The sequence below is a fragment of the Halomonas urumqiensis genome (assembly GCF_003028575.1).
Taxonomy (GTDB): domain Bacteria; phylum Pseudomonadota; class Gammaproteobacteria; order Pseudomonadales; family Halomonadaceae; genus Halomonas; species Halomonas urumqiensis.
The window spans coordinates 894,276-914,144 of sequence record NZ_PYUD01000001.1 but is presented as its reverse complement, the minus strand read 5'-3'; the positions used below and the strand labels follow the sequence as shown (position 1 = coordinate 914,144).

Below are 19,869 nucleotides of genomic sequence, written 5' to 3'. Positions count from 1 at the left end.
ATGCGATTCCTTTACTTGACGGCACCGAAGGTGAGGCCACGAACCATCTGCTTCTGGGTCAGCCAGCCAAAGATGAGAATGGGCGCGATGGCCATGGTCGAGGCAGCGGACAACTTGGCCCAGAACAGGCCCTCCGGGCTCGAGAACGAGGCGATGTAGGCCGTCAGGGGCGCGGCACTGGATGAGGTCAGATTGAGGCTCCAGAACGCCTCGTTCCAGCTCAGGATCACCGACAGCAGGCCAGTGGAGGCGATACCCGGCAGGGTCAGCGGTATCAGCAGCAGGAGCACTTCCTGCAGGGTGCTGGCACCATCCATGCGGCTCGCTTCGAGGATGTCCTTGGGCAGATCCTTGAAGAAGGTGTAGAGCATCCAGACCACGATCGGCAGGTTCATCAGGGTGTAGACGAACGTCAGCCCGGTGCGGGTATCGAGCAGGCCCAGATCGCGAAAGATCAGGTAGATCGGCACCAGCACGCCCACCGGCGGCAGCATCTTGGTGGAGAGCATCCACAGCAGCGTGCCCTTGGTGCGCTTGGTGGGCAGAAACGCCATCGAATAGGCCGCCGGAATGCCGATCAACAGGGCCAGCAGCGTCGAGCCCACCGAGACATAGACGCTGTTCCAGGCGAACTTGAAGTAGTCGGCACGCCCCTGCACCTCCACGTAGCTTTCCAGGGTCGGGGTAAAGAACAGCGTGGGCGAGGCGACCGCCTGGGCCTCGGTCTTGAATCCGGTCAGGATCATCCAGAAGATCGGAAAGAAGATCAGACAGGTGATGGTCCAGGCCAGTATCGCCAACCCGACCCTGCGTTGTGTTGATGCGTTGTTCATGTTGACTCCTCGTGGCGCGTCATTCGCCGCTAGTCTTCCAGGTTCTTGGCAACCATCCGCACCAGGAAGATCGCCACGATATTGGCCAGGATGATGGCAATGACACCGCCCGCCGAAGCGCCACCCACGTCGAATTCCAGTAGCGCACGGATGTAGATCAGGTAGGCCAGATTGGTCGTGGCGAGCCCTGGGCCGCCCGAGGTGGTGACGAAGATTTCAGCGAAGATGGTCAACAGGAAGATCATCTGGATCATGATCACCACGCTGATCGCCCGCTTGAGGTGCGGCAGGGTGATGAAGAAGAAGATCGCCACGGGACCGGCGCCATCCATGCGTGCCGCCTCGACCTGGTCATCGTCCAGCGACTGCATGGCGGTCAGCAGGATCAGCAGCGCGAAGGGCAGCCACTGCCAGGAGACGATGATGATGATCGACAGCAGCGGATAGCTCGAGAACCAGTCGATGGCCGGCAGCCCGAACAGGCCATTGAACCAGGCCAGCACACCATTGGACGGGTGCATCATCATGTTCTTCCACACCAGCGCGCTGACGGTGGGCATGATGAAGAACGGCGAGATGGCCAGCACCCTGGCAACGCCACGGCCGAAGAAGTCCTGCTGGTAGAGCACCGCAAGCAAGGTGCCGCCGATCACCGAGATCGCCAGTACCGAACCCACCAGTATCAGCGTGGTACCCATGGAGGACCACAACGCCGGGTCGGTCAGCAGGTAGCGGTAGTTTTCGAGACCCGCGAAGCCGCCCATGCCGGGCATCAGCAGGTTGTAACGCTGGAAGGAGAACCACAGGGTCATGCCCAGCGGTACCAACATCCAGATCAGCAGTAGCGTGACCGCGGGCGCCTGCAACGAGAGTGAGCGCAGGCCTCCGACGGTACGCCCGGAAGCACGTGTAGCCATGATTATCACCTGACATCAACAGGGAGGGTCACCGGCCGGACTTTCCGGCCGGTGGGGTCGACACTCAGTCGTAGTAGCCCGCCTGACGCATGGTGCGCTCGGTACTGCGCTGCGCGGAATCCAGCGCCTGCTCGACACTCATCTGCTCGGTGAGGGCGGCGGCGATCATCTGACCCACCTGGGTACCGATGGCCTGGAACTCGGGAATGCCGGCGAACTGCACGCCCACGTAGGGGCTCGGCTTGAGGGTCGAGTCGGTGGGATCGGCGTTCTGCATGGCCGTGAGCACGAAGTTCGCGAACGGGGCGGCCTCGATGTAGCGCTCGTCTTCGTAGGTGGAGGTGCGGGTGCCGGGTGGCACGCTGGTCCAGCCCTCGGTCTCGCCGACCAGCTCGATGTACTCGCGGGATGTCGCCCAGGTCAGGAACTTGCGCGCGGCCTCCTGGTTCTCGGAAGAGCTGGGGATGGCCAGCGCCCATGACCACAGCCAATGCGAGCCCTTCGGCGTCTCGGCGACCGGGGCCTGAGAGAAGCCCAGGCGATCGGCGACTTCGGACTCGTCGGGGTTGTAGATCCGGCCCGCTGCTGACGTAGCATCGACCCACATGGCGCACTTGCCGCTGGAGAACAGTGCCTGGTTCTCGTTGAAGCCGTTGGAGCTGGCGCCGGGCGGTCCATAGTTGCCGAGCAGATCGACGTAGAACGAAATCGCTTCCTGCCACTCGGCGGAGTTGATCTCGGGCTGCCACTCCTCATCGAACCAGCGACCGCCGAAGGTATTGACCAGCGTCGAGACAAACGCCATGTTCTCGCCCCAGCCCGGCTTGCCGCGCAGGCAGATGCCAAACTGCTCGTTCTCGGGGTCATGTATCTGGCTGGCCCAATCGTGAACCTGCTCCCAGGTGGGCGCCTCGGGCATCTCGATGCCATGCTCCTCGAACAGGTCGGTGCGGAAGTAGAGCATCGAGCTCTCGCCGTAGAACGGCAGCGCATACAGCTCGCCATCCTGGCTCAGGCCGTCGCGAACCGTGTCCAGCAAGTCATCGACCTCATACTCCTCGGGCAGATCGGTCAGCGGCACCAGCCAGTCACGCTCGGCCCAGATCGGCACCTCATAGGTACCGATGGTCATCACGTCGAACTGGCCGCCCTGGGTGGCGATATCGGTGGTCAGGCGCTGGCGCAGCACGTTCTCCTCAAGCACTACCCAATCCAGCTCGATGTCCGGATGAGCCTGCTCGAACTCGTCGCTCAGGCTTTGCATGATCACCATGTCGTTGTTGTTGACGGTGGCGACGCGAAGCGTCTGGGTATCGGCCTGGACATGCGAGGCGACGGCGATCGCCGCGGCCAGGGTCGTCAGTGGCAAGGCGCGTGTGAGCGTCATGTCGGGCTCCTTGATGGGGCTTGTGATTGTTGTGTACCGGATATTTTGATCAAATTGATCAATCAACAATCAAATGATCGGACAGCGACCCAAAAAAAGCAAAGCCGAAAGCATTAGACTTTCGGCTATGGCGCAAGCAATCAGCGGTAATTGCCCTATGCAAGAGGCATAACCTGGAGAACGTGGAGAAGCCTTACATGGACTCGACGATATAGCGCGCTGCGCTCTCGTCGGTCACCAACCCCTTGAGCCACCCCCCCCTTAGCGAGGCGAGGATGGCGGGACCCTTGTCGTGGCCACCGGCAAGCGCCACCAGCGGCTGATCGATCAGCATGGCCAGCGGCAGACTGGTCACTCGGCGGGTGATCGAGCAGTCGATCAACTGGCCATTGGCATCCATGGGCCAGCCCAGCAATTCACCGACGGCCTGGCGGTCGAGCAGTTCGTCGAGTTCGCCTTCGGTGATGAAGTGATCCTGAAACAGCGTGGCACGGCGGTTGATCTGGCCGACGCCGATGAAGGCCGCCTCGGCCTGCCTGGCCACTCCGGTGATGGCCTGGAACAGGTGCTGTGCATGCAGGGCATCCTTCTCCTTCACCGAGTTTGCCACCACCGGCGCCGGCAGAAGGAAGCGTTCTCCCCCGGTCTTGTCGGCCAGCACCATGACCCCGTCGTAGCGATTCGAAGAGCCATCACGGGCCACGTTGCCGACCAGCGAGACGAACCGATGCTGGGGCCGTTCGGTACGGCTGACCGCCTCCACCGAGGCGCGCACGGCCCGTCCGGTGCCGAGGGACAGCGTCAACGGTTCGGCGCGCTCGACCAGCCTGGCGATGCGCTCGGCGGCGGCAATGGCCAGGTAGTGTGCCGAACCATCGGCGGCGCCGGGCTCGGCTGGCACCACATCGCAGTAGTCCAGCCCAAAGCGGTCGCGTATCGCCTTGGACATCGCCATGCACGCGGAAATCGGGTGGTCGATATGCACCTTGACCAGCCCCTCCTGCCTGGCCAGAGCCAGCAGACGCTGCACACCGGGGCGCGAGATACCCAACTGCTGGGCGATCTCGTCCTGCGTCATGCCACCCACGAAGGACATCCAGGCCGCCCGCGCCGCCTGGTCCAGCTTGACTTCGAACTTGTCCACGTCAGTGTCCTTGATTCGTTCTGCGCGGAGGTATCTGGCTCCGCCGCCGAGAGTGAAGGCTCAAGCGGAGCCGAAATAGCGCTCGCGATCCTCGGCGGTGATATCGCTGATATGAAGCGGATAGTCATCGGCGACGCGGTCACTGTAGAAATGCCTGAGCGTGCGTTCGATGGTGGGGAACGCCAATTCCTCCCAGGGAATCTCGTGCTCCTCGAACAGCGCCACCTCGAGGCTTTCCGGGCCGATATCGAAGCCACCGACGAGATCGGCGCGAAAGATCATGTAGACCTGGTTGATGTGCGGCAGGTTGATCAAGGTGTAGAGGCCATGGATGTCGACCTCGGCGCAAGCCTCCTCGCGCGTTTCGCGGGCCGCCGCGTCGACGGTGGTCTCGGCGTTCTCCATGTAGCCGGCGGGCAGGGTCCAGAATCCTTTGCGCGGCGAGATGGCACGCCGGCAGAGTAGAATGCGCGAACCACTCACCGGCAGGGTGCCGGCGACAATGCGCGGATTCTGATAATGGATCGTGCCGCACTCGTCGCACAGGTAGCGTGGGCGGTCATCGCCCTCGGGAATGGCGAAGCGCACGGTGTTGCCGCAATGGCTGCAGAAGTTCATGTGGCTCCCTGACAGGTGGGTAGCGGCGTGCGCGCCGCCCGTGGCGAGCTTGACGGCGGCGGCAAGCGCCGGTTAGAAGAGGTCAAACCCGATGGAATCCCCATGTTAGAGAAACTTCGCGAACGCCTGCAAGCGCACCAGCCACGTCGCATGAGGAGCAACATGCCGCAAGCGGCGGTGTTGATGCCGATCGTCGAGCGCGCCGAGCCGACCCTGCTGTTCACCCGCCGGGCCAGCCACCTGACCACACACAGCGGCCAGGTGGCCTTTCCGGGCGGCAAGCGCGAGCGCCATGACCCCGACCTGCTGTTCACCGCGCTGCGCGAATCTCAAGAGGAGATCGCCCTGCCGCCGAACCGGGTGGAGCTGCTGGGACAGCTCTCCGATGTCATCTCTCTGCACGGCATTCTCGTCACACCCTATGTCGGGCTGATTCCCCCGGACCTGCCGCTGGTGCCTGACAAGCGCGAGCTCGACACCATCTTCGAGGTGCCGCTGCACCACTTCCTCGAGGACCGCCGCCATCACACCGATGTGATTCCGGTCGATGGATGCCCAATGTACGTGCCCAACTACCATGTCGATGGCCAGGTGATCTGGGGGCTATCGGCGATGATGCTGGTGGAACTGCTTGCCGAGGGGTTTGGCAGCGAGGTGACGCTGCATCGCGAGCCACCCCATGGTGCCATGTGCTATTTTCCCGAGCGGTTGACGCGAATCCAGCAGACCACCGGGACATGAGCCTCGTGGCCAGCCCCTGCATGCACGGAGACCCGACCTGAACCACGACCGACTGCCCCCGGCACTCGCCTCCGAGTCACTGCCCCATCTGGTCGACGCACTGGTCGAACAAGGCTGGTACGTCGGCGAAAGGATGATCGAGCCAGCGCTCTGCGCGGAGCTCGGCGCCGAACTCGCAAGGCTTGCCGAACTCGACGCGCTGGAAGCCGCGGGGATCGGTCGCGGCAATGCCCATACCCTGCGGCGCGATATTCGTGGCGACGTCATCCACTGGCTGGATCGGCAAAGCCTTGCCCAGCGCCGCTACCTGGACGCCATGACCGAGTTGCAACGCCAGCTCAACCAGGCGCTGTTTCTTGGCCTGTTCGAGTACGAGGCGCACTTCGCCCACTACCCTCCTGGCGCCTTCTACCGCAAGCACCTCGACAGCTTTCGCGGCCGCGCCAACCGGGTGATCTCCACTGTCGGCTATCTGAATTCCGGGTGGCCAGCCGACGGCGGTGGCGAAATGCTGTTGTTCGACCCCGCGTCTCCCGAACGCGAAGTGGCAAGGGTGCGCCCCGAAGCCGGTACCTTTGCCTGCTTTCTTTCCGATACGTTGCCCCATGAGGTACTGCCCACGCGCCTGCCACGCGCCAGTATCGCCGGCTGGTTTCGCCGCAATGCCTCACTTGGCGGCCTGGTGGACCCGGCACACTGATGAGCAATGAACGTCACGAGAGGCGCGACCATGCCGCACTCGAAGCCGAACTCGAGGCGCTTCGAGCGTACACGGCCAATCTCGAGGCCGAGAACCACGAGCTCGCGACACAAAAGCGCCACTACCAATGGCTCGCCGACAGCACTACCGACCTGATCTCGCGCCATGCTCGCGATGGCACCTTCCTGTACGCCTCGCATGCATCGAAGGCTCTGCTGGGCTACATGCCGGAAGAGTTGATCGGCGTGTCCGCCTACGACCTCTTCCACCCGGCGGATCTTGCCGACCTGCTCAACAAGTCGCCACGCATCTACTATCACGACGGCTTCTACCAGCAGACCTACCGCTTCCGTGCCAAGGATGGTCACTACGTGTGGTTCGAAACCACCAGCCGCACCCGGCGCGACCCCGACACCGGCGAGTTGATCGACGTGCTGTGCGTGTCACGCGACGTCGGCCGGCGCATCCAGGCCGAGGCCAACCGCGAGCGTCTGGCCCGGGTGGTGGAGTCAACCACCGACTATGTGCTGTTCGTGGACGGCGAGCAGCGCATCTTTACCTCCAACGAGGCGGCCCGGCGCCTGCTCACCCTTCCCCGCAATGGCGAGGGAACCGAGCTACCAACGCTTGCGCGTGCCTACACGGCGGAGTCGCTGGCGATCTTGCGCGACGTAGTGCTGCCTGCCGTAGCGCACTACGACTCCTGGAGCGGCGAACTGGACATGCGGGGCCCGGATGGACCGATACCGGTGCTGAGCGTGGTGCTCGCCCACCGTGGCCCCGGCGCCGAGCCCGATCACCTTTCACTGCTCAATCGCGACATCAGCCTGCGCAAGGCGGCCGAGACCCAGGCCCAGCAGCACCAGCAACAGATCGCCCATGCCAACCGACTGGCCACCATGGGCGAACTTGCTTCGAACATCGCCCATGAACTCAACCAGCCGCTCGGTGCCATCGCCAATTATGCACACGGCGCCTTGATGCAACTCGACGCCAGCCCGACACGCCCAGCCCGAGACCTGGCCCTGCCGCTTGAGCGCATCAGTGAGCAGGTCGAACGACTCGCCGAGCGGCTGCGCCATATCCGCACCTTCATCCGCAAGGGGCACATCTGCGCCCGTCCCCTCGAGCTTCACGAGGTGGTCGAGGCAGCCTGCCAGCTATGTGAATGGCAATATCAGCAGGCCGGCGTGGCGCTGGCACGCACGCTGCCCCATGACGTGCCACGCGTCATGGCCGACCCCGTTGCCCTCGAACAGGTGCTGGTCAACCTGCTGCTCAACGCACTCGATGCCAGCAGACAACACCCAGGTGCGGAGAGCGTTACGATCAGCGCTCATCGCAGCGGCAGCCGCGAGGTTACCTTCCACGTCAGCGACCAGGGACCGGGCATCGCTGCCGAGGTAGCCGATAGCATCTTCGCGCCTTTCCACTCCACTCGCCCCGATGGCCTGGGCATGGGCCTTGCTATCAGCCATTCACTGATGGAGGCGATGGGCGGCAATCTGGTGCTGGCGACCACGGGTGGTTACGACGGCGCCACCTTTGCCGGTACACTGCTGACCGAACCTGCGCCGCTCGCCACGGCCAGAACCGGCTGAACATCCCTGGAGGCCCCGGTGACCGAAAAGCCCGTTACCAACGAGATGCCCTTGCCCATCGCCGTGGTGGATGACGATCAGGCACTGCGCGACTCGCTGACCTGGCTGCTCGACTCGGTGGGCCTGACCACCCGCGCCTTCGCCGACGGCGAGAGCTTCCTGGCCGCGGACGCCAATGCGTTCGGTGCCGTGCTGCTCGACGTGCGCATGCCGGGCGCCAGCGGCTTGCAGGTACAGCAGCGCCTCATCGAAAGCAACGACACGCCGCCGGTGATCTTCATGACGGGTCACGGCGACGTGCCGATGGCCGTCACTGCGCTCAAGGCGGGCGCCTTCGATTTCATCGAGAAACCGTTCAATCAGCAGCAACTCATCGATACCGTGCAGCATGCGCTGGCGGAGCATCTGAAGGTCTTGCAGGCGCGAACTCGCCAGCAGAAATTGCAGGCACGCTACGGTGCGTTACGGCCGAAGGAGCGACAGATCCTGGTGCATGTGGCCGAGGGCATGACCAGCCGCGAGATCGCCGAGCACCTCGACATCAGCGCCAAGACCGTGGAGATCTATCGGTTACGCGCCATGAAGGCCTTGGAGGCGCGAAGCCTCGCTGAACTGGTACGTCTGTGCGTGGCACTGGAGCTGGTTGAGGCGCTACCGCCTCAACCATCCAGGGAAGGCGAGTGAGTCATTGAACAGCCGCTTCTCAGGCCGCCAGGTCCTCATAAAGCCCTGAGGCCTCATCGTCGTCCTTGTCTTGCTGATCGTCTTGCTGATCGTCGACCTGGTCATGCTTTTCAAGCGTCGGTGGCTCCAGGGCGACGACCCGGCCATCCGGACTTTCCAGCAGATCGCTCAGCTGCTCGTAGTTGACCATGACCGATGGGGCATCCAGCAACGCCAGGGTGTCCATCAGCGCGTCCATGCCGTGTTCCTGCTCTTCCAGCAGCTGATATACCTGTACGTGGGGCGTGCCACCGTCCCATCCCACCTTGATCGGCTGGTCGATGATATTGACCCGAGTACCGTCCGGCACATCGCTGAAGATCGATTCGACATCCTCGGGGAACATGCGGATGCACCCACGGCTGGCACGCATGCCGATGCCGTCTGGCTGGTTGGTGCCGTGGATCAGGTAGCCGGGAATATCCAGCAGGATGGCGTGGCTGCCAAGCGGATTGTCCGGCCCCGGTGGTACCACTTCCGGGGGTGGATCGCCTGCCTCGGCGGCTTCGCGACGTACCGACTCCGGCGGATACCAGGCCGGATCCTTCAGGCGCATGGTGGTCTTGGTCACCCCCAGCGGTGTGTCATAGCCATCGCGGCCAATGCCGATGGGATAGGTTTCTACACGCGGCGTTTCGCCCTCGGCGACTTCTGGGTAGTAGTAAAGGCGCAACTCGGCGATGTTGATGACGATGCCGCTACGCTTTGCATCAGGAAGGATGCGCCGGGCGGGAATCACCACCTCGGTGCCCTTGCCCGGCACCCACAGGCTGACGTCAGGGTTGGCGCGACGAATCTCCTCGTAGCCAATGTTGTGCTCGCGGGCCACATCAAGCAGCGTGTCCTCTTCATGCTCGACCGTGACCGTGTAGTTCTCGCCGATCAGATCGCCATCTTCGGGCAATGGGAAATGCCCCTTGGGCCATTCGCTCTGCCGCTCAGCCTCTGTCTGTGCGTCCTCGAGCCGTTCATCCTCAGTCTGTTCGGCCGACGCGGTGGGTGTCGGTTCAGCCAGAACTGGCAGCGCGCTGCTCATCACAAGCAACGCGACGAACATCGACGCCAGAAGCGCGTTCCTCGGTTGCCAGGGGTCGGTCGTCGGGGACATCGAAGTCTCCATTCGGGGATTTGGATTGTGCGATTTTGCACGGTGCCCCACAGGATACCTATTAACGCCCCGAAAGTTCGCATGCGCAGGACAAATCGACGCAACGTCCCGATCCTCGCGCCCCCCGTAACGTGGCGGTCGATGCCTAATGCCAGGGCGCGAACTCCAGGTAGAGCCTGGCCGCAAACCCCTTGGCGCTGCTCAGCGGCACGAAAGCCCCCTGTGCATCCCGCCCCAGCTCGCGTCCCCGGCTCTCGCCCCAGCGTTCATCGCTTGGCACATAGCGAAGTGTCCACTCATCACCGTTACGCGTGGCCTGGATGACCAGCCTTTCGCGGTAGAGGTTTTCGTCGGGAATCCGGCGGTCGAGAAACCAGTGGCCATCGACCTTGAACTCGGTACTGCGTACCGCCAGGTCGATAACGAACACCATGGTGCGCCCCGACTGGATCTTGGCGGTATCCAGAAACACCGAGAACAGCACCGGATGACGGGCATGCTCGAGACCTTCGCGCGCCGGATGGAACATGTCGTCGAAACGCCGGAAGATCGCCGACCCTTGCTCGGTGCGCCGGTCAGAGAGCGCGATCGGCGGGTGCATGCGCGGCGTCACCGTGCATTCGAACAGGTAGGACCCCTCGACGGTGTCGCCGGCACGGTAGGCCTTGTCGACCGACGGCGGCATCGGCAGCTCATCGAGAACCAGCTTGCCGGTCACCCGCGTATTGCCGAAAAGGAAGCGGGTCAGATTCTGGTAGCCCTCCTCCGAGTTGACCATGCCGAAGTGGCCACTGTGACTGAGGTGGCAATAGACCCGGGGGCCACCCTGGACATAGGCATTCTCGATCTTCACCAGGCCATCGCTCATGTCGCCCACGGCGAATCGAGCCAGGTTGTAATCCCGGTGGTTGGTACCGACCAGCGACATGAAGCGCTCGGCCGGAAAGCGGCCGTCGAGGTGGTCGACACGGCCGTTGCGCTGCGTGAGTGCGAGGGTTTTGGCAATGTTGTCGCGGTTGAAGTTGCTGATGTCCCACAGGCCGAGAAAGCGCGGCACGTTGAAACCGCCCATCTCGATGCCGTTGTGGGGCGTGCCGTAGGTGAACACCTTGTCGACGCAGCCACGCGCCTGGTCGGAAGCGACCTCGGGGTTCTGCAGCAGGCAACGGCAGACCAGCCCGCCCATGGAGTGAGCTACCAGGTAGACCTTGAAGTCCTGGCGGGCCTGCGCATCGTCGCCACAGATGCGATCTCGCAGCCACAGCACCCGGTTGCCAAGCTCACGGGCGGCATCGATGATCGAGGGCCGCACGCCTTCGCCGTTATCCTGTTCGTAGTAGCGATGAATGACGATACTGCGCCTGGGTAACGACCCTTCGCGTTCGGCACCCCCGGCGTAGACATCCTGGTAACCGTACTCCTTCATCAGGCGAATCAGCGGCGATTCGAAGATGAAGCGCACAAAGGAGCGGTCCGGCGCCTGGCGGATACGCGTCGAGCCGACGTTGAAACCCATGTAGGGCGTGTTGACGGTGTCTTCGATCTCGGCGTCGCGCATGGCGAAACCGCGTACGTAGATGATCGGATGCAGGGCCTGCTGTGACATGCTGCTCTCCTCTGCCGTCGCCCGGCAGTCTGGTCGGTTCCTGCGCCAATGTCAGGCGCGGGACTCCTGTTGGCGCGGATCGCCCGGAAGGTAGTGCCCGGTCACACGCCGATAGGCATCCGACGTGCGATCGCCTGGGGCGCCGTCGACCTTCAGGAATATCCCCGGAAAGGTGTTCAGCCAGCGCTGCAGTTGCTCGGCGCGTTCGGCCTCGGCCTGACGCGAGGCGCGACGCATGCTGTGCCTGGGTACCAGCGGCTCGGTCGAAGTCGGCTCGGCGCTGGCCGAATCGGTCGCCGGGCTTACCCGTGGCTGGTCGGCGAACTCGACCAGACCATGCTCGGCCATGCGCCTGAGCACCACGGCGGCACCGCACTGTTGCGACACAGCGGTATCCGACCAGCGTCCATCGGCCACGTAGCGGCCGCTGATGTAGTGCTCCGAGAAGCTCCACAGATAGGGGGACAGCACATGCGGGTGGTACATTCTGTAGCCCCAGCCGTTATAACGCTCGAGCTGGTAGAGCATGCCGGCAAGACTCCAGTCGGTGCTGGCGCCTAGCCGTTTCAGCGCCATGGCATCGGCCGCACTCTCTTCCCAGCTGTAGGGCGGCGAGCCATGCTTCGGACGGCCAGCGGGCACCTGGACGGTGCGCGCGGTGAGCGGGTCCCCGTTGTGGAGATGGCAGGAGAAGTTGCCGCTCGCTTCCATGTTGTGAACCAACGCCACGAACACCCAGGGCACCCCCTGGCGATTGACCACTTCCTCGTACCGAGGGCGCTGATCGACCAGCCGATTGATGGTCTGTTCGACATGGGGCAGCTTGGTGGGGCGAATACGACAGGTCTCGAACAGTTGCTCGTACTCGCGGCGCAGCGGAGCATTCAGTGAAATCGCCATGACAGCCTCCCGGTAAAGGCTCCCTGGCTGACCCATCACCCGGCGGAGCCCGATCAATGTCACTGATCAGCGTAGACCGAGTGGCGGGATCATGGCGCGCTAAAGGGCCTTATCGACAGCTCGCGCTCCCTCATGCACATCCAGGCATGGGAGAGCGCTGGGGGATCCAGGAATCGAGGGTCAGGCCTTCAAGACATAGCGCAGAATCTCGACGACCTGATCGGTGGTCGTCGCCCAGGCCATGGCGGCGGCATCGACTTCCTTGAGGGGGTGGATGATCTCCTCGCCATGCAGGGTCACGTAGGGCTTGCCGAGGGCGGCACAGTAACCGGCATCGAAGGCGGCATTCCACTGCTTGTACTTGTCGCCGAAACGCACGACCACCAGGTCGCTCTGTTCGATCAGGGTCTTGGTGCGAATCGCGTTGACCTTGGAGGACTTGTGGTCGCGCCAGAACGGCTGACTCTCCTCGCCCAGGTGGTCTCCGGCGGCATCGCTGGCGTCGTGGTCGGTCACCGCAGAGGTGAACACCACATCCAACCCTGCGGCTTCTGCACCGCGTTTGATCGCGTCACGCCAGTCGGTGTGGATCTCGCCGGAAAGGTAGACGTAAAAGCTCATCGAAGACTCCCGAATGTGGGTGAAAGAAGCGGGTGAAAATCGCCCCCTATCATAGCCCATGGAAGGCATCTACGGAAATTCATTCCACATATAAAGCAGGGCTATCGCAGTTAGCAATTTCACTCGGTGCTGAACCGGGGACAGGTCCCGAAATGTCGGACCATCGAGGAGGCGCTGTGAACCCATCCTTGGGCGCTACTTTTGCCATCCATGGCAAAAGACCTCCTCTTCGACCTGTCCACGGCGCCCCTCGTCATGTCCAACTGCGATTGCCCTAACATAATGGGTGATGTCAGGTGTGGCGCTGCGTGGCCGACACCTCGTCCCCGACACGTAGCCTCTGTCCCTTGCCATCGAGCAGTATGGCATTGTGGCCAAAAAAGGCGCCCTTCAGGCCCAGCCGGGGTTTGAGGGACATCAGCGTCTTGAGCGGCTCACCAGGATGATCGATCTTTCCACTATGCTGGTCGACGGTGGTGATCTTGCAGCGCTGGCATAGCTTGCGCAGGCCCATTCGCCAAGCACCATCGGCGCTTGCCAACGCCTCCCAGCCATCCTCGGCGAACGGCTCGATGTCCGACACCACAAGGTTAGGCCGAAAGCGATTCATCGGCAGCGCCGCCAGGCCCCGCGCCATGAGACCACGGTTGACCGCATCCAGCGAGCCCTGCGAGGCCACCAGGAACGGATAGCCATCGGAAAACGCCGTGTTGGCCTGCTCTCCGGGCTGGAGGAAATCGGGCTCGACCCGACGAGGCTGCGCTTCATCGAAACGCACCAGCCGTAGCCCGCTTCCTCGCCAGTCACCCAGCACGTCGCCTAGCCATCGCGCGGCTTCAACGCCCTCATCCAAGGCCTGGCACTGGTCGTGCCAGACGTATACCGGCAATCGTGGCTGGTTGCCTGGGGATAGCGGAACCGCCAGCGGCGCGGCCTGCGGGTGCTCGAGCACCAGGGCATCGGCGGTCAGGCGTACCGTCACCCGCGCCATCGCGGGTAGCTGGCGCTGAGTAACAAATCGGCCAATATCATCGACGACCATCCACTGGCGATCATTGGCCAACCCCTCGTCAAAAAGTGTTGCCTCGTCCAGCGCAATGCCACCCAAGGACTTGACGGGGTAGATGAACAATTGACTGATATGCATCCTCGACTCCCTGGATGACATTCCTGGCGGCACGCCCTGTTCCCTGGACCGAAAGACTGGCTCGGCAGTAGGGAGAGCTCAGCCGTTGTTCAGGGGTGTGGTCTCGATCAGATAACCGATGATCGGGTAACCAGCCTTGCGCGCGGCTTTCTCGGCTTCCAACTGGGCTTCGAGTTTGGAGATACTCGATGAGACGTGCTCGAAGACGATATCCATCGACAACGGCTTGGTACGTACCGCGAGCTTGACGAGATGCCCCGTGCGGTAGGCAGTGCCGGTATAAGCTTTCTTGGCGGCTTTCTTGCTGCGCGGCTTGGCGGGTTGGCTGGCAGGTGAATCACCCGCGGCAGCACCGTTCGACGTAACAGTCGATTCGTCGGCAGCCGTGACGGCGGCGTCATGGCCTTCGGTACCATGGCCATCGGCTTGCTTCCCGACGTTTTCCTGATAGGCAGCGAATTGCTCGGCAAACTGCTCGGGTGACTGTGTGGCGTTGTCACGCTCGCTTTGCTGAGCGGGCTGCATGTAAGCCTCGATCTCGCGGCGCATGTTCTCTTCGAAGTCACTCAACTCGCTTTCTACTTCAGCTTTCTCTGTCTTCATCTCGGCTCTGTCCATCTCTACTCTGTCCATCTCGGCTCTATCCATCTCACCTCTCTCCATCTCACCTCCGCGGGAACTCACATGCTTGCCCGATCATAGCAGATGGCGGTGGCTTGTTGCGCTTTCGGTCGCGCGACCCACAGCCGGTAGATCGCGGGGGTGAAGAAGAATGACACCAGAGTGGCCAGCAGCAGGCCGCCGCCCACGGTCTGGGCGAAGGGAGGCCACAGCCCCCCGCCGGCCAGCATCAGCGGAACCAGGCCGGCGAAGGTGGTCACGGTGGTGGAGGCGATATGTCGGCAGGTGGGGCCGCTGACCACCGCGACCATGGCCGCGATATCGCCCTGGCGGGCGGCGGGATCGTCGTCCAGCGCGGCAATCATGATGATGGTGGCATTGATCGCCACCCCGACCAGCCCCATCACGCCGACGATCACCACGAAGCCGAAGGCGTGACCGGTGAGGGCCAGCGCCAAAAGCCCCATGCCCATGGCCTGGGCCCCGGCCAGGAACACGATGGTCGCTCGGCGAAACGAGTTGAAGGCCAGCACCACGGTGGCCACCATCAGAATCACCAGCAGCGCCACCGAACCGAGCAACTGGGTGACCGCCTCATCGCGCTCGGCCGCCTCCCCGCCGGTCTCGATGCGGTAGCCTGCCGGCAGTGTCAGCTCACCGTTCTCGAGCGCCTCGTCGATCCGCGCCTGCAGCATGCTCATCGATACGGCGGCCAGCGCATCGGCGCGCAGATAACCGAGTACCCGTTGTACCCGCTCGGCGCCGCGTCGGGTGATAACGCTCCACGCCGGCGCAAGGGAGAGCTCGGCCACTGCGGCGAGCGGCAGATCCACACCTCCCTCGCCTACCAGCCGCGCCGACGCCAGTTGCTCAGGGGCCGTGCGCCACGCATCGGCGTAGCGCACGCGAATCGGCAACTGCTGGGTATCCTCGAGCAGATACCCCGCGGCCTGGCCCGACAGCGCCGCACCCAACTGCCGCGACACGGCTGCCGGCGAAAGGCCGGCATCGTTCAGGCTGGCATGATCGAGGGTCAGGTTGAGCTTGGGCAAGTCGCGCTGCATACCGGCGCGCACATGGGTGACATCGGGCAGTTCGTGCATCAGCCCGGCCAGTTCCAGGCCGATCGCGGCCAGGGTGTCGAGCTCGTCGCCCACCACGCGCAGTTCCAGAGGCGCCTTGAATGGCGGCCCCTGTTCATACTTGCGCACCAGGCTCTGGGCCTCGGGAAAGCGGCTGTCGAGTCGTTGCTGGAGCCTTGGCACCAGCCGGTTGGTAACGCCAAGGGAGCGGGTATCGACGATCAGATGCAGGAAGGCGGGGTTGCCATCCTCGGTGCTCATCACGTTGTAGTACATCATCGGCGCATTGCCGCCGATGAAGGTCGAGACCCTTGACACCCCCTCGCTCTCACCGACCAGTGAGGCCAGTTCCCGGCCCAACCGCTCGGTCTCCTCGATGCTGGTCGCGGGAGGCAGGCGCACCTCGACGTGAAACTGGTCGCGGTCGGCGGGCGGGAAGAAGGCGACATCGATGGTCGGCATCAAGGCGATGCCGGCTACCGGCACACACAGCGTGATCACCAAGGCGGCGACGGGATGCATGAGCGTCTTGCCGACCAAGCCACGAAAGCCACGCTTGATGGCGTTGTCCGATGCAACGGGGGCGGGCTTTCCGGAAACGGCCAGCAGCAATGGCGAGATCGCCGGTACCAGCAGCAGCGCCACCGCATAGGAGCTGAAAAGCGCCACAATCACCGCCAGCGCCAGCGGGCCGACAAACTCTCCCGCCGGCCCCGGCAGCAGCACGATGGGCATGAACGCCAGCATGGTCGTCACGGTGCTGGCCAGCAACGGCACGGCGAGGTGGCCAAGCACGTCCCGTGCCGCTTGCTGGAGGCGGTCGCCTGCCTGCAGCCGCTCACGCAGAGCGTTAGTCATGACGATGGCGTTGTCGACCATCAAGCCCAGCGCCACGATGATCCCGGTGATGCTCATCTGATGGATATCGATCCCCATCGGGCGAAACAGCCCCAGGGTCAGAAGCGCCGTGGCGGGAATCGCCAGCCCCACGGTGATCGCCGAACGCCAGCCCATGGTCATGAAGAGGATCGCCACCACCAGCCCCAGCCCGATCAGCAGGCTGCCGACCACGTCACTGAGCCGCTGCTGGGTGTAGCTTGCCTGCTCGAAGGTCACCTCCAGGTCGAGGCCGACCGGCAAGTCATCCCTGACGTCGTCGAGCAGCCCTTCGGCGCGCTCGACCCAGAGGTCGATGCGCTGACCGGGCGTCATGCGGACCCCGATGAACACTGCGCGCTCGCCATCTAGCAGCGCCAGGTTGGCGGGTGGCTCGGCCACGCCGCGACGCAGCTCGGCCAGTTCAGCGAGCCGGTAGACACGCCCATCGCGGGTGCTGACCTCCACCTCACGCAAGCGCTCCAGAGAGTCGAAGGCCCCGCTCAACCCCACCGACAGTCGGTGGCCGTCGGTCACGACCTCACCGGCGGTGCGCCGGCCATCGGCGGCCAGGATAGCATCGGCGAGCCGGCCCACATCGAGCCCCAGGGCACTCAGCGTCAGCGGGTCGACCACCACCTCGACCTGTTCACCCGCCATGCCGAAGGTATTGGTGTAGGCCGTGCCGGGCAGCCCACGCAGCCGGTCTTCGATGCGTTCGGCATGGCGCTCCATGACCAGCGCATTGGGCTGACCATCGAGCGTCCAGCGCAGCGCGGCCACCAGGGTAAAGGCCTCGCTCCTGTCGTCGAGCAATTCCGGCGTGCCCGCGCCCTCGGGAAGCGTCGGGGCGACATCGGCGAGCTTGTCGCGCACGCGGCTCCACACCGGCGCCACATCGGTGATCTCGTCACCCAGCTCAATGCTCACCGAGGCCATGCCCTGGCGTGAGGTCGACTCCAGCACCGAGATCTCGGCCACCGTGCGCAGCGCGTCCTCCAGTGGTCTTGCCACCAGCGCCTCGACGCGCTCGGGCTCGGCGCCGGGATAGGGCGCCAGCACCGTGGCCATGCGCACGATCATCCGAGGATCCTCGGAGCGCGGCAATGTCTGGATCGCGGACAGGCCAGCCACCAGTAACAAGCCGATGGACAAGGCCAGCAGGCGGCGATTGAACAGCCACTCAAGACGACTCATGAACGCTCATCCTCGACCAGCCGGACGCGCTGGCCAGGCGTGACCCGATGGGTGCCCGCGTCGATCACCGCCATGCCATCCTCCAGGGTGCCGCGCACGTAGGCACGACCCATGCGGGTGTGCAGCACCTCGACGCTGGCGCGGCTCACGCGGTGGTCGCTATCGCCAAGCGGCTCCGCCACCAGCAACGACCACAACCCACGATCCCCGGCCAGCAGCGCATCGAGCGGCACCCAGTAGCCCGGCGCAGGCTGCTCGATGGCGTGATGCAGTTCGACCAGATCGCCAGGCACCACCGGCGCGCCTGGCGCCAGATCGACCACCAGGGTAAGCGTGCGGCTGTCGGCCTCGACCTGAGGCAGGCTCGCGCGCACCGCCCCATCGAGCGTCACGCCGTTACGGGAGAGGGTGACGGTCTGCCCGGTGGTGAAGTGCGAGGCAAGCGACGCAGGCAGACCCAGATGGGCCTCCAGGTGTTGCACATCGACCAGCCTGAAGGCCGCGGCCCCCTCGCCCACCAGACTCCCGGTGTCGATGTGACGCTCGAGGATTCGCCCGGCGAACGGGGCCTTGAGCGTGCTGTCTTCGATGTCCGCCTCGAGCCTGGTGCGCTCGCCCTCGAGGCCGGAGAGCCTGGCCTGCTGGGTCAAGCGATCGGTGCGCGCTCGATCGAGCGCATCCTGGCTGGCATTGTTGCTCTGGGCCAGCCGCGAGGCCCGCGTTTCCTGGCGACTGGCCAGCGTCAGCGCGGCACGCGCCTCGTCGATGCGCGCCTGCACCTCGACCAGGCGGCTCTCCAGACGTCGCGTGTCGAGCGTCGCGAGCACGTCTCCCCGAGCCACGCTGTCGCCGCGGTCCACGTCCACACGAGTCACCCTGCCGGCCGGCTCGAAGGCCAGCTCGACGGCCTGGCGGGCCATGACACTACCGGTCAGGCGCATGTCACGCGTGAAACCGTCACTTGCCTCCAGCCGCAGCACCGAGACGTCGAGCGGGGTCGTATCCTCGCTCTGCAGGCGTATCGCCTGAGCCTCGCCATGACGCGTCTGCGTCACCACGACCACCACCAGGGTAGCAATGACGACAGCCACTCCGACGCTTGTGGCGAGCAGTCGGCGTCCCATTCCCTGAATGCCATGTCCATGGATGCCATGTCCATGGATGCCATGTTCATGATTGCCCTGTCGCTTGACCATGTGTGCCTCGAGATGCGTTATTCTTGAACGATGTCGTACAATCATAATATGTGTACGCCAACGTTCAATATAAACTTGCATGACGACCAGGATACGACCGTTTCATGACCAGACACCCGAGCACAGGTGCCGCCCGGGGAAGCGGCAAGCCCCAGGAAAGTGGAAAAATCCGGGGGAGCGGAGAACGCGGTGTCGGCCGCCCCAAGGACCCGACCAAGCGCGATGCCATGATGGACGCCGCGGCCTGCCTGTTCTTCCAGCACGGGCTGGATGGCGTGACCATGGAAGCCGTGGCACGCGAGGCCGGGGTATCGAAAGTGACTGTCTATGGTCACTTCAGCACCAAGGAGGCGCTGTTCGGTAGCGTGATACGCCGCGAGACCGAAAAGATGCGCCAGGGACTCGAGTGCCTGCCGGATACCACCGAGGGCCTGCGCCAGTCGCTGATCGATATCGGCATGGGTATCACCCGGTTCTTGATGCAGCCTCATGTGCTGGCCGTGGAGCGTGTGATTGCCATGCAGGGCGAACAGCACCCCAAGCTGGTTCGCGCCTTCTTCGAAGCGGGTCCATGGGCGACCTGCCAATGGCTGCAGGAACAACTCTGTGCCTTAGAGGATGCGGGCCTGATCCGTCTGCCCGATGCCGCACAGGCAGCCGATCAGCTGTGCAGCATGTGGCAAGGGATGCTGGTCAAGGAAATGCGCATGGCGGTTCGGCCACCGCCCAGTGACGAGGAACTTCACCGCCAGGTGAGTGCGGCGGTGGAGCTGTTCATCGAGGGCTATGGAAACGACACGAGTGAGGATTGAGCGAAAGGCACTAGGGTAAAGTAATGGGATGATTCCGGG

General features: G+C 63.8%; 18 protein-coding genes. 5 read left to right on the top strand and 13 right to left on the bottom strand.

The features are described from left to right. Window positions 1-11: 11 nt before the first annotated feature. The 5 genes from C6V82_RS03805 to C6V82_RS03785 form a co-directional block, all read right to left on the bottom strand. Window positions 12-833 carry a carbohydrate ABC transporter permease gene (locus C6V82_RS03805; protein ID WP_102589532.1) on the bottom strand — a complete coding sequence of 274 codons (822 nt, stop codon included), beginning with the start codon at window positions 831-833 and terminating at the stop codon, window positions 12-14. 29 nt (window positions 834-862) lie between these two features. Then, complete coding sequence (locus C6V82_RS03800) at window positions 863-1,753, bottom strand: carbohydrate ABC transporter permease (protein ID WP_102589731.1); 891 nt, start codon at window positions 1,751-1,753, stop codon at window positions 863-865. A gap of 61 nt (window positions 1,754-1,814) precedes the next feature. Then, on the bottom strand, window positions 1,815-3,137 hold the full coding sequence (locus tag C6V82_RS03795) for an ABC transporter substrate-binding protein (RefSeq protein WP_102589531.1): 1,323 nt from the start codon (window positions 3,135-3,137) through the stop codon (window positions 1,815-1,817). 193 nt (window positions 3,138-3,330) lie between these two features. Beyond that, window positions 3,331-4,281, bottom strand: a complete 951-nt coding sequence (locus tag C6V82_RS03790; RefSeq protein ID WP_102589530.1) for a sugar-binding transcriptional regulator — start codon at window positions 4,279-4,281, stop codon at window positions 3,331-3,333. Between the two features lie 60 nt (window positions 4,282-4,341). Further along, window positions 4,342-4,899: an NUDIX hydrolase gene (locus tag C6V82_RS03785; RefSeq protein ID WP_102589529.1), complete on the bottom strand. Its 558-nt coding sequence runs from the start codon at window positions 4,897-4,899 to the stop codon at window positions 4,342-4,344. A gap of 102 nt (window positions 4,900-5,001) precedes the next feature. Here C6V82_RS03785 and C6V82_RS03780 point away from each other — a divergent pair, with 102 nt between their 5' ends. The 4 genes from C6V82_RS03780 (at window position 5,002) to C6V82_RS03765 (ending at window position 8,625) form a co-directional block, all read left to right on the top strand. After that, entirely contained in the window at window positions 5,002-5,640 is a 639-nt protein-coding gene (locus tag C6V82_RS03780) for a CoA pyrophosphatase (protein WP_102589528.1), read from the top strand. Window positions 5,641-5,773: 133 nt separating this feature from the next. Continuing rightward, window positions 5,774-6,340: a 2OG-Fe(II) oxygenase gene (locus C6V82_RS03775; protein WP_102589527.1), complete on the top strand. Its 567-nt coding sequence runs from the start codon at window positions 5,774-5,776 to the stop codon at window positions 6,338-6,340. Beyond that, window positions 6,340-7,941: a PAS domain-containing sensor histidine kinase gene (locus C6V82_RS03770; protein WP_102589526.1), complete on the top strand. Its 1,602-nt coding sequence runs from the start codon at window positions 6,340-6,342 to the stop codon at window positions 7,939-7,941. The genes C6V82_RS03775 and C6V82_RS03770 overlap by 1 nt, the downstream gene beginning before the upstream one ends. An 18-nt stretch (window positions 7,942-7,959) precedes the next feature. Continuing rightward, a complete protein-coding gene (locus C6V82_RS03765; protein WP_229843049.1) occupies window positions 7,960-8,625 on the top strand; it encodes a response regulator transcription factor in 666 nt (221 codons plus the stop codon). Between the two features lie 19 nt (window positions 8,626-8,644). Here the strand turns inward: C6V82_RS03765 and C6V82_RS03760 are convergent, their stop codons facing one another. From C6V82_RS03760 to C6V82_RS03725, 8 genes are all read right to left on the bottom strand, one after another. After that, window positions 8,645-9,772: a L,D-transpeptidase family protein gene (locus tag C6V82_RS03760; protein WP_229843050.1), complete on the bottom strand. Its 1,128-nt coding sequence runs from the start codon at window positions 9,770-9,772 to the stop codon at window positions 8,645-8,647. 145 nt (window positions 9,773-9,917) lie between these two features. Then, window positions 9,918-11,378, bottom strand: coding sequence for a lipase family alpha/beta hydrolase (locus C6V82_RS03755; RefSeq protein ID WP_102589525.1), 1,461 nt, complete (start codon window positions 11,376-11,378; stop codon window positions 9,918-9,920). Window positions 11,379-11,429: 51 nt separating this feature from the next. Beyond that, window positions 11,430-12,278, bottom strand: coding sequence for a hypothetical protein (locus tag C6V82_RS03750; RefSeq protein ID WP_219724537.1), 849 nt, complete (start codon window positions 12,276-12,278; stop codon window positions 11,430-11,432). Between the two features lie 180 nt (window positions 12,279-12,458). Beyond that, the gene (locus C6V82_RS03745; protein WP_102589523.1) at window positions 12,459-12,899 is read right to left on the bottom strand and encodes a YtoQ family protein; all 441 of its coding nucleotides are present in this window, start codon (window positions 12,897-12,899) and stop codon (window positions 12,459-12,461) included. A 292-nt stretch (window positions 12,900-13,191) separates the two neighbouring features. Continuing rightward, complete coding sequence (locus C6V82_RS03740; protein WP_102589522.1) at window positions 13,192-14,046, bottom strand: MOSC domain-containing protein; 855 nt, start codon at window positions 14,044-14,046, stop codon at window positions 13,192-13,194. 78 nt (window positions 14,047-14,124) lie between these two features. Beyond that, window positions 14,125-14,709 carry a hypothetical protein gene (locus C6V82_RS03735; protein ID WP_180978351.1) on the bottom strand — a complete coding sequence of 195 codons (585 nt, stop codon included), beginning with the start codon at window positions 14,707-14,709 and terminating at the stop codon, window positions 14,125-14,127. Window positions 14,710-14,726: 17 nt separating this feature from the next. Next, a complete protein-coding gene (locus C6V82_RS03730; RefSeq protein WP_102589520.1) occupies window positions 14,727-17,822 on the bottom strand; it encodes an efflux RND transporter permease subunit in 3,096 nt (1,031 codons plus the stop codon). Further along, the gene (locus C6V82_RS03725) at window positions 17,819-19,018 is read right to left on the bottom strand and encodes an efflux RND transporter periplasmic adaptor subunit (RefSeq protein WP_229843051.1); all 1,200 of its coding nucleotides are present in this window, start codon (window positions 19,016-19,018) and stop codon (window positions 17,819-17,821) included. Before C6V82_RS03725 ends, C6V82_RS03730 begins: the two co-directional genes overlap by 4 nt. Window positions 19,019-19,122: 104 nt before the next feature. Here C6V82_RS03725 and C6V82_RS03720 point away from each other — a divergent pair, with 104 nt between their 5' ends. Further along, window positions 19,123-19,830, top strand: coding sequence for a TetR/AcrR family transcriptional regulator (locus C6V82_RS03720; RefSeq protein ID WP_102589519.1), 708 nt, complete (start codon window positions 19,123-19,125; stop codon window positions 19,828-19,830). Window positions 19,831-19,869 lie beyond the last annotated feature (39 nt).

What these genes read in the sequence shown, in the direction of transcription:
- C6V82_RS03805 (WP_102589532.1), bottom strand. Translation starts at nt 833, where the DNA reads ATGAACAACGCATCAACACAACGCAGGGTCGGGTTGGCGATACTGGCC.
- C6V82_RS03795 (WP_102589531.1), bottom strand. Translation starts at nt 3,137, where the DNA reads ATGACGCTCACACGCGCCTTGCCACTGACGACCCTGGCCGCGGCGATC.
- C6V82_RS03785 (WP_102589529.1), bottom strand. Translation starts at nt 4,899, where the DNA reads ATGAACTTCTGCAGCCATTGCGGCAACACCGTGCGCTTCGCCATTCCC.
- C6V82_RS03780 (WP_102589528.1), top strand. Translation starts at nt 5,002, where the DNA reads ATGTTAGAGAAACTTCGCGAACGCCTGCAAGCGCACCAGCCACGTCGC.
- C6V82_RS03775 (WP_102589527.1), top strand. Translation starts at nt 5,774, where the DNA reads ATGATCGAGCCAGCGCTCTGCGCGGAGCTCGGCGCCGAACTCGCAAGG.
- C6V82_RS03770 (WP_102589526.1), top strand. Translation starts at nt 6,340, where the DNA reads ATGAGCAATGAACGTCACGAGAGGCGCGACCATGCCGCACTCGAAGCC.
- C6V82_RS03760 (WP_229843050.1), bottom strand. Translation starts at nt 9,772, where the DNA reads ATGTCCCCGACGACCGACCCCTGGCAACCGAGGAACGCGCTTCTGGCG.
- C6V82_RS03755 (WP_102589525.1), bottom strand. Translation starts at nt 11,378, where the DNA reads ATGTCACAGCAGGCCCTGCATCCGATCATCTACGTACGCGGTTTCGCC.
- C6V82_RS03750 (WP_219724537.1), bottom strand. Translation starts at nt 12,278, where the DNA reads ATGGCGATTTCACTGAATGCTCCGCTGCGCCGCGAGTACGAGCAACTG.
- C6V82_RS03745 (WP_102589523.1), bottom strand. Translation starts at nt 12,899, where the DNA reads ATGAGCTTTTACGTCTACCTTTCCGGCGAGATCCACACCGACTGGCGT.
- C6V82_RS03740 (WP_102589522.1), bottom strand. Translation starts at nt 14,046, where the DNA reads ATGCATATCAGTCAATTGTTCATCTACCCCGTCAAGTCCTTGGGTGGC.
- C6V82_RS03735 (WP_180978351.1), bottom strand. Translation starts at nt 14,709, where the DNA reads ATGGAGAGAGGTGAGATGGATAGAGCCGAGATGGACAGAGTAGAGATG.
- C6V82_RS03730 (WP_102589520.1), bottom strand. Translation starts at nt 17,822, where the DNA reads ATGAGTCGTCTTGAGTGGCTGTTCAATCGCCGCCTGCTGGCCTTGTCC.
- C6V82_RS03725 (WP_229843051.1), bottom strand. Translation starts at nt 19,018, where the DNA reads ATGGTCAAGCGACAGGGCAATCATGAACATGGCATCCATGGACATGGC.
- C6V82_RS03720 (WP_102589519.1), top strand. Translation starts at nt 19,123, where the DNA reads ATGACCAGACACCCGAGCACAGGTGCCGCCCGGGGAAGCGGCAAGCCC.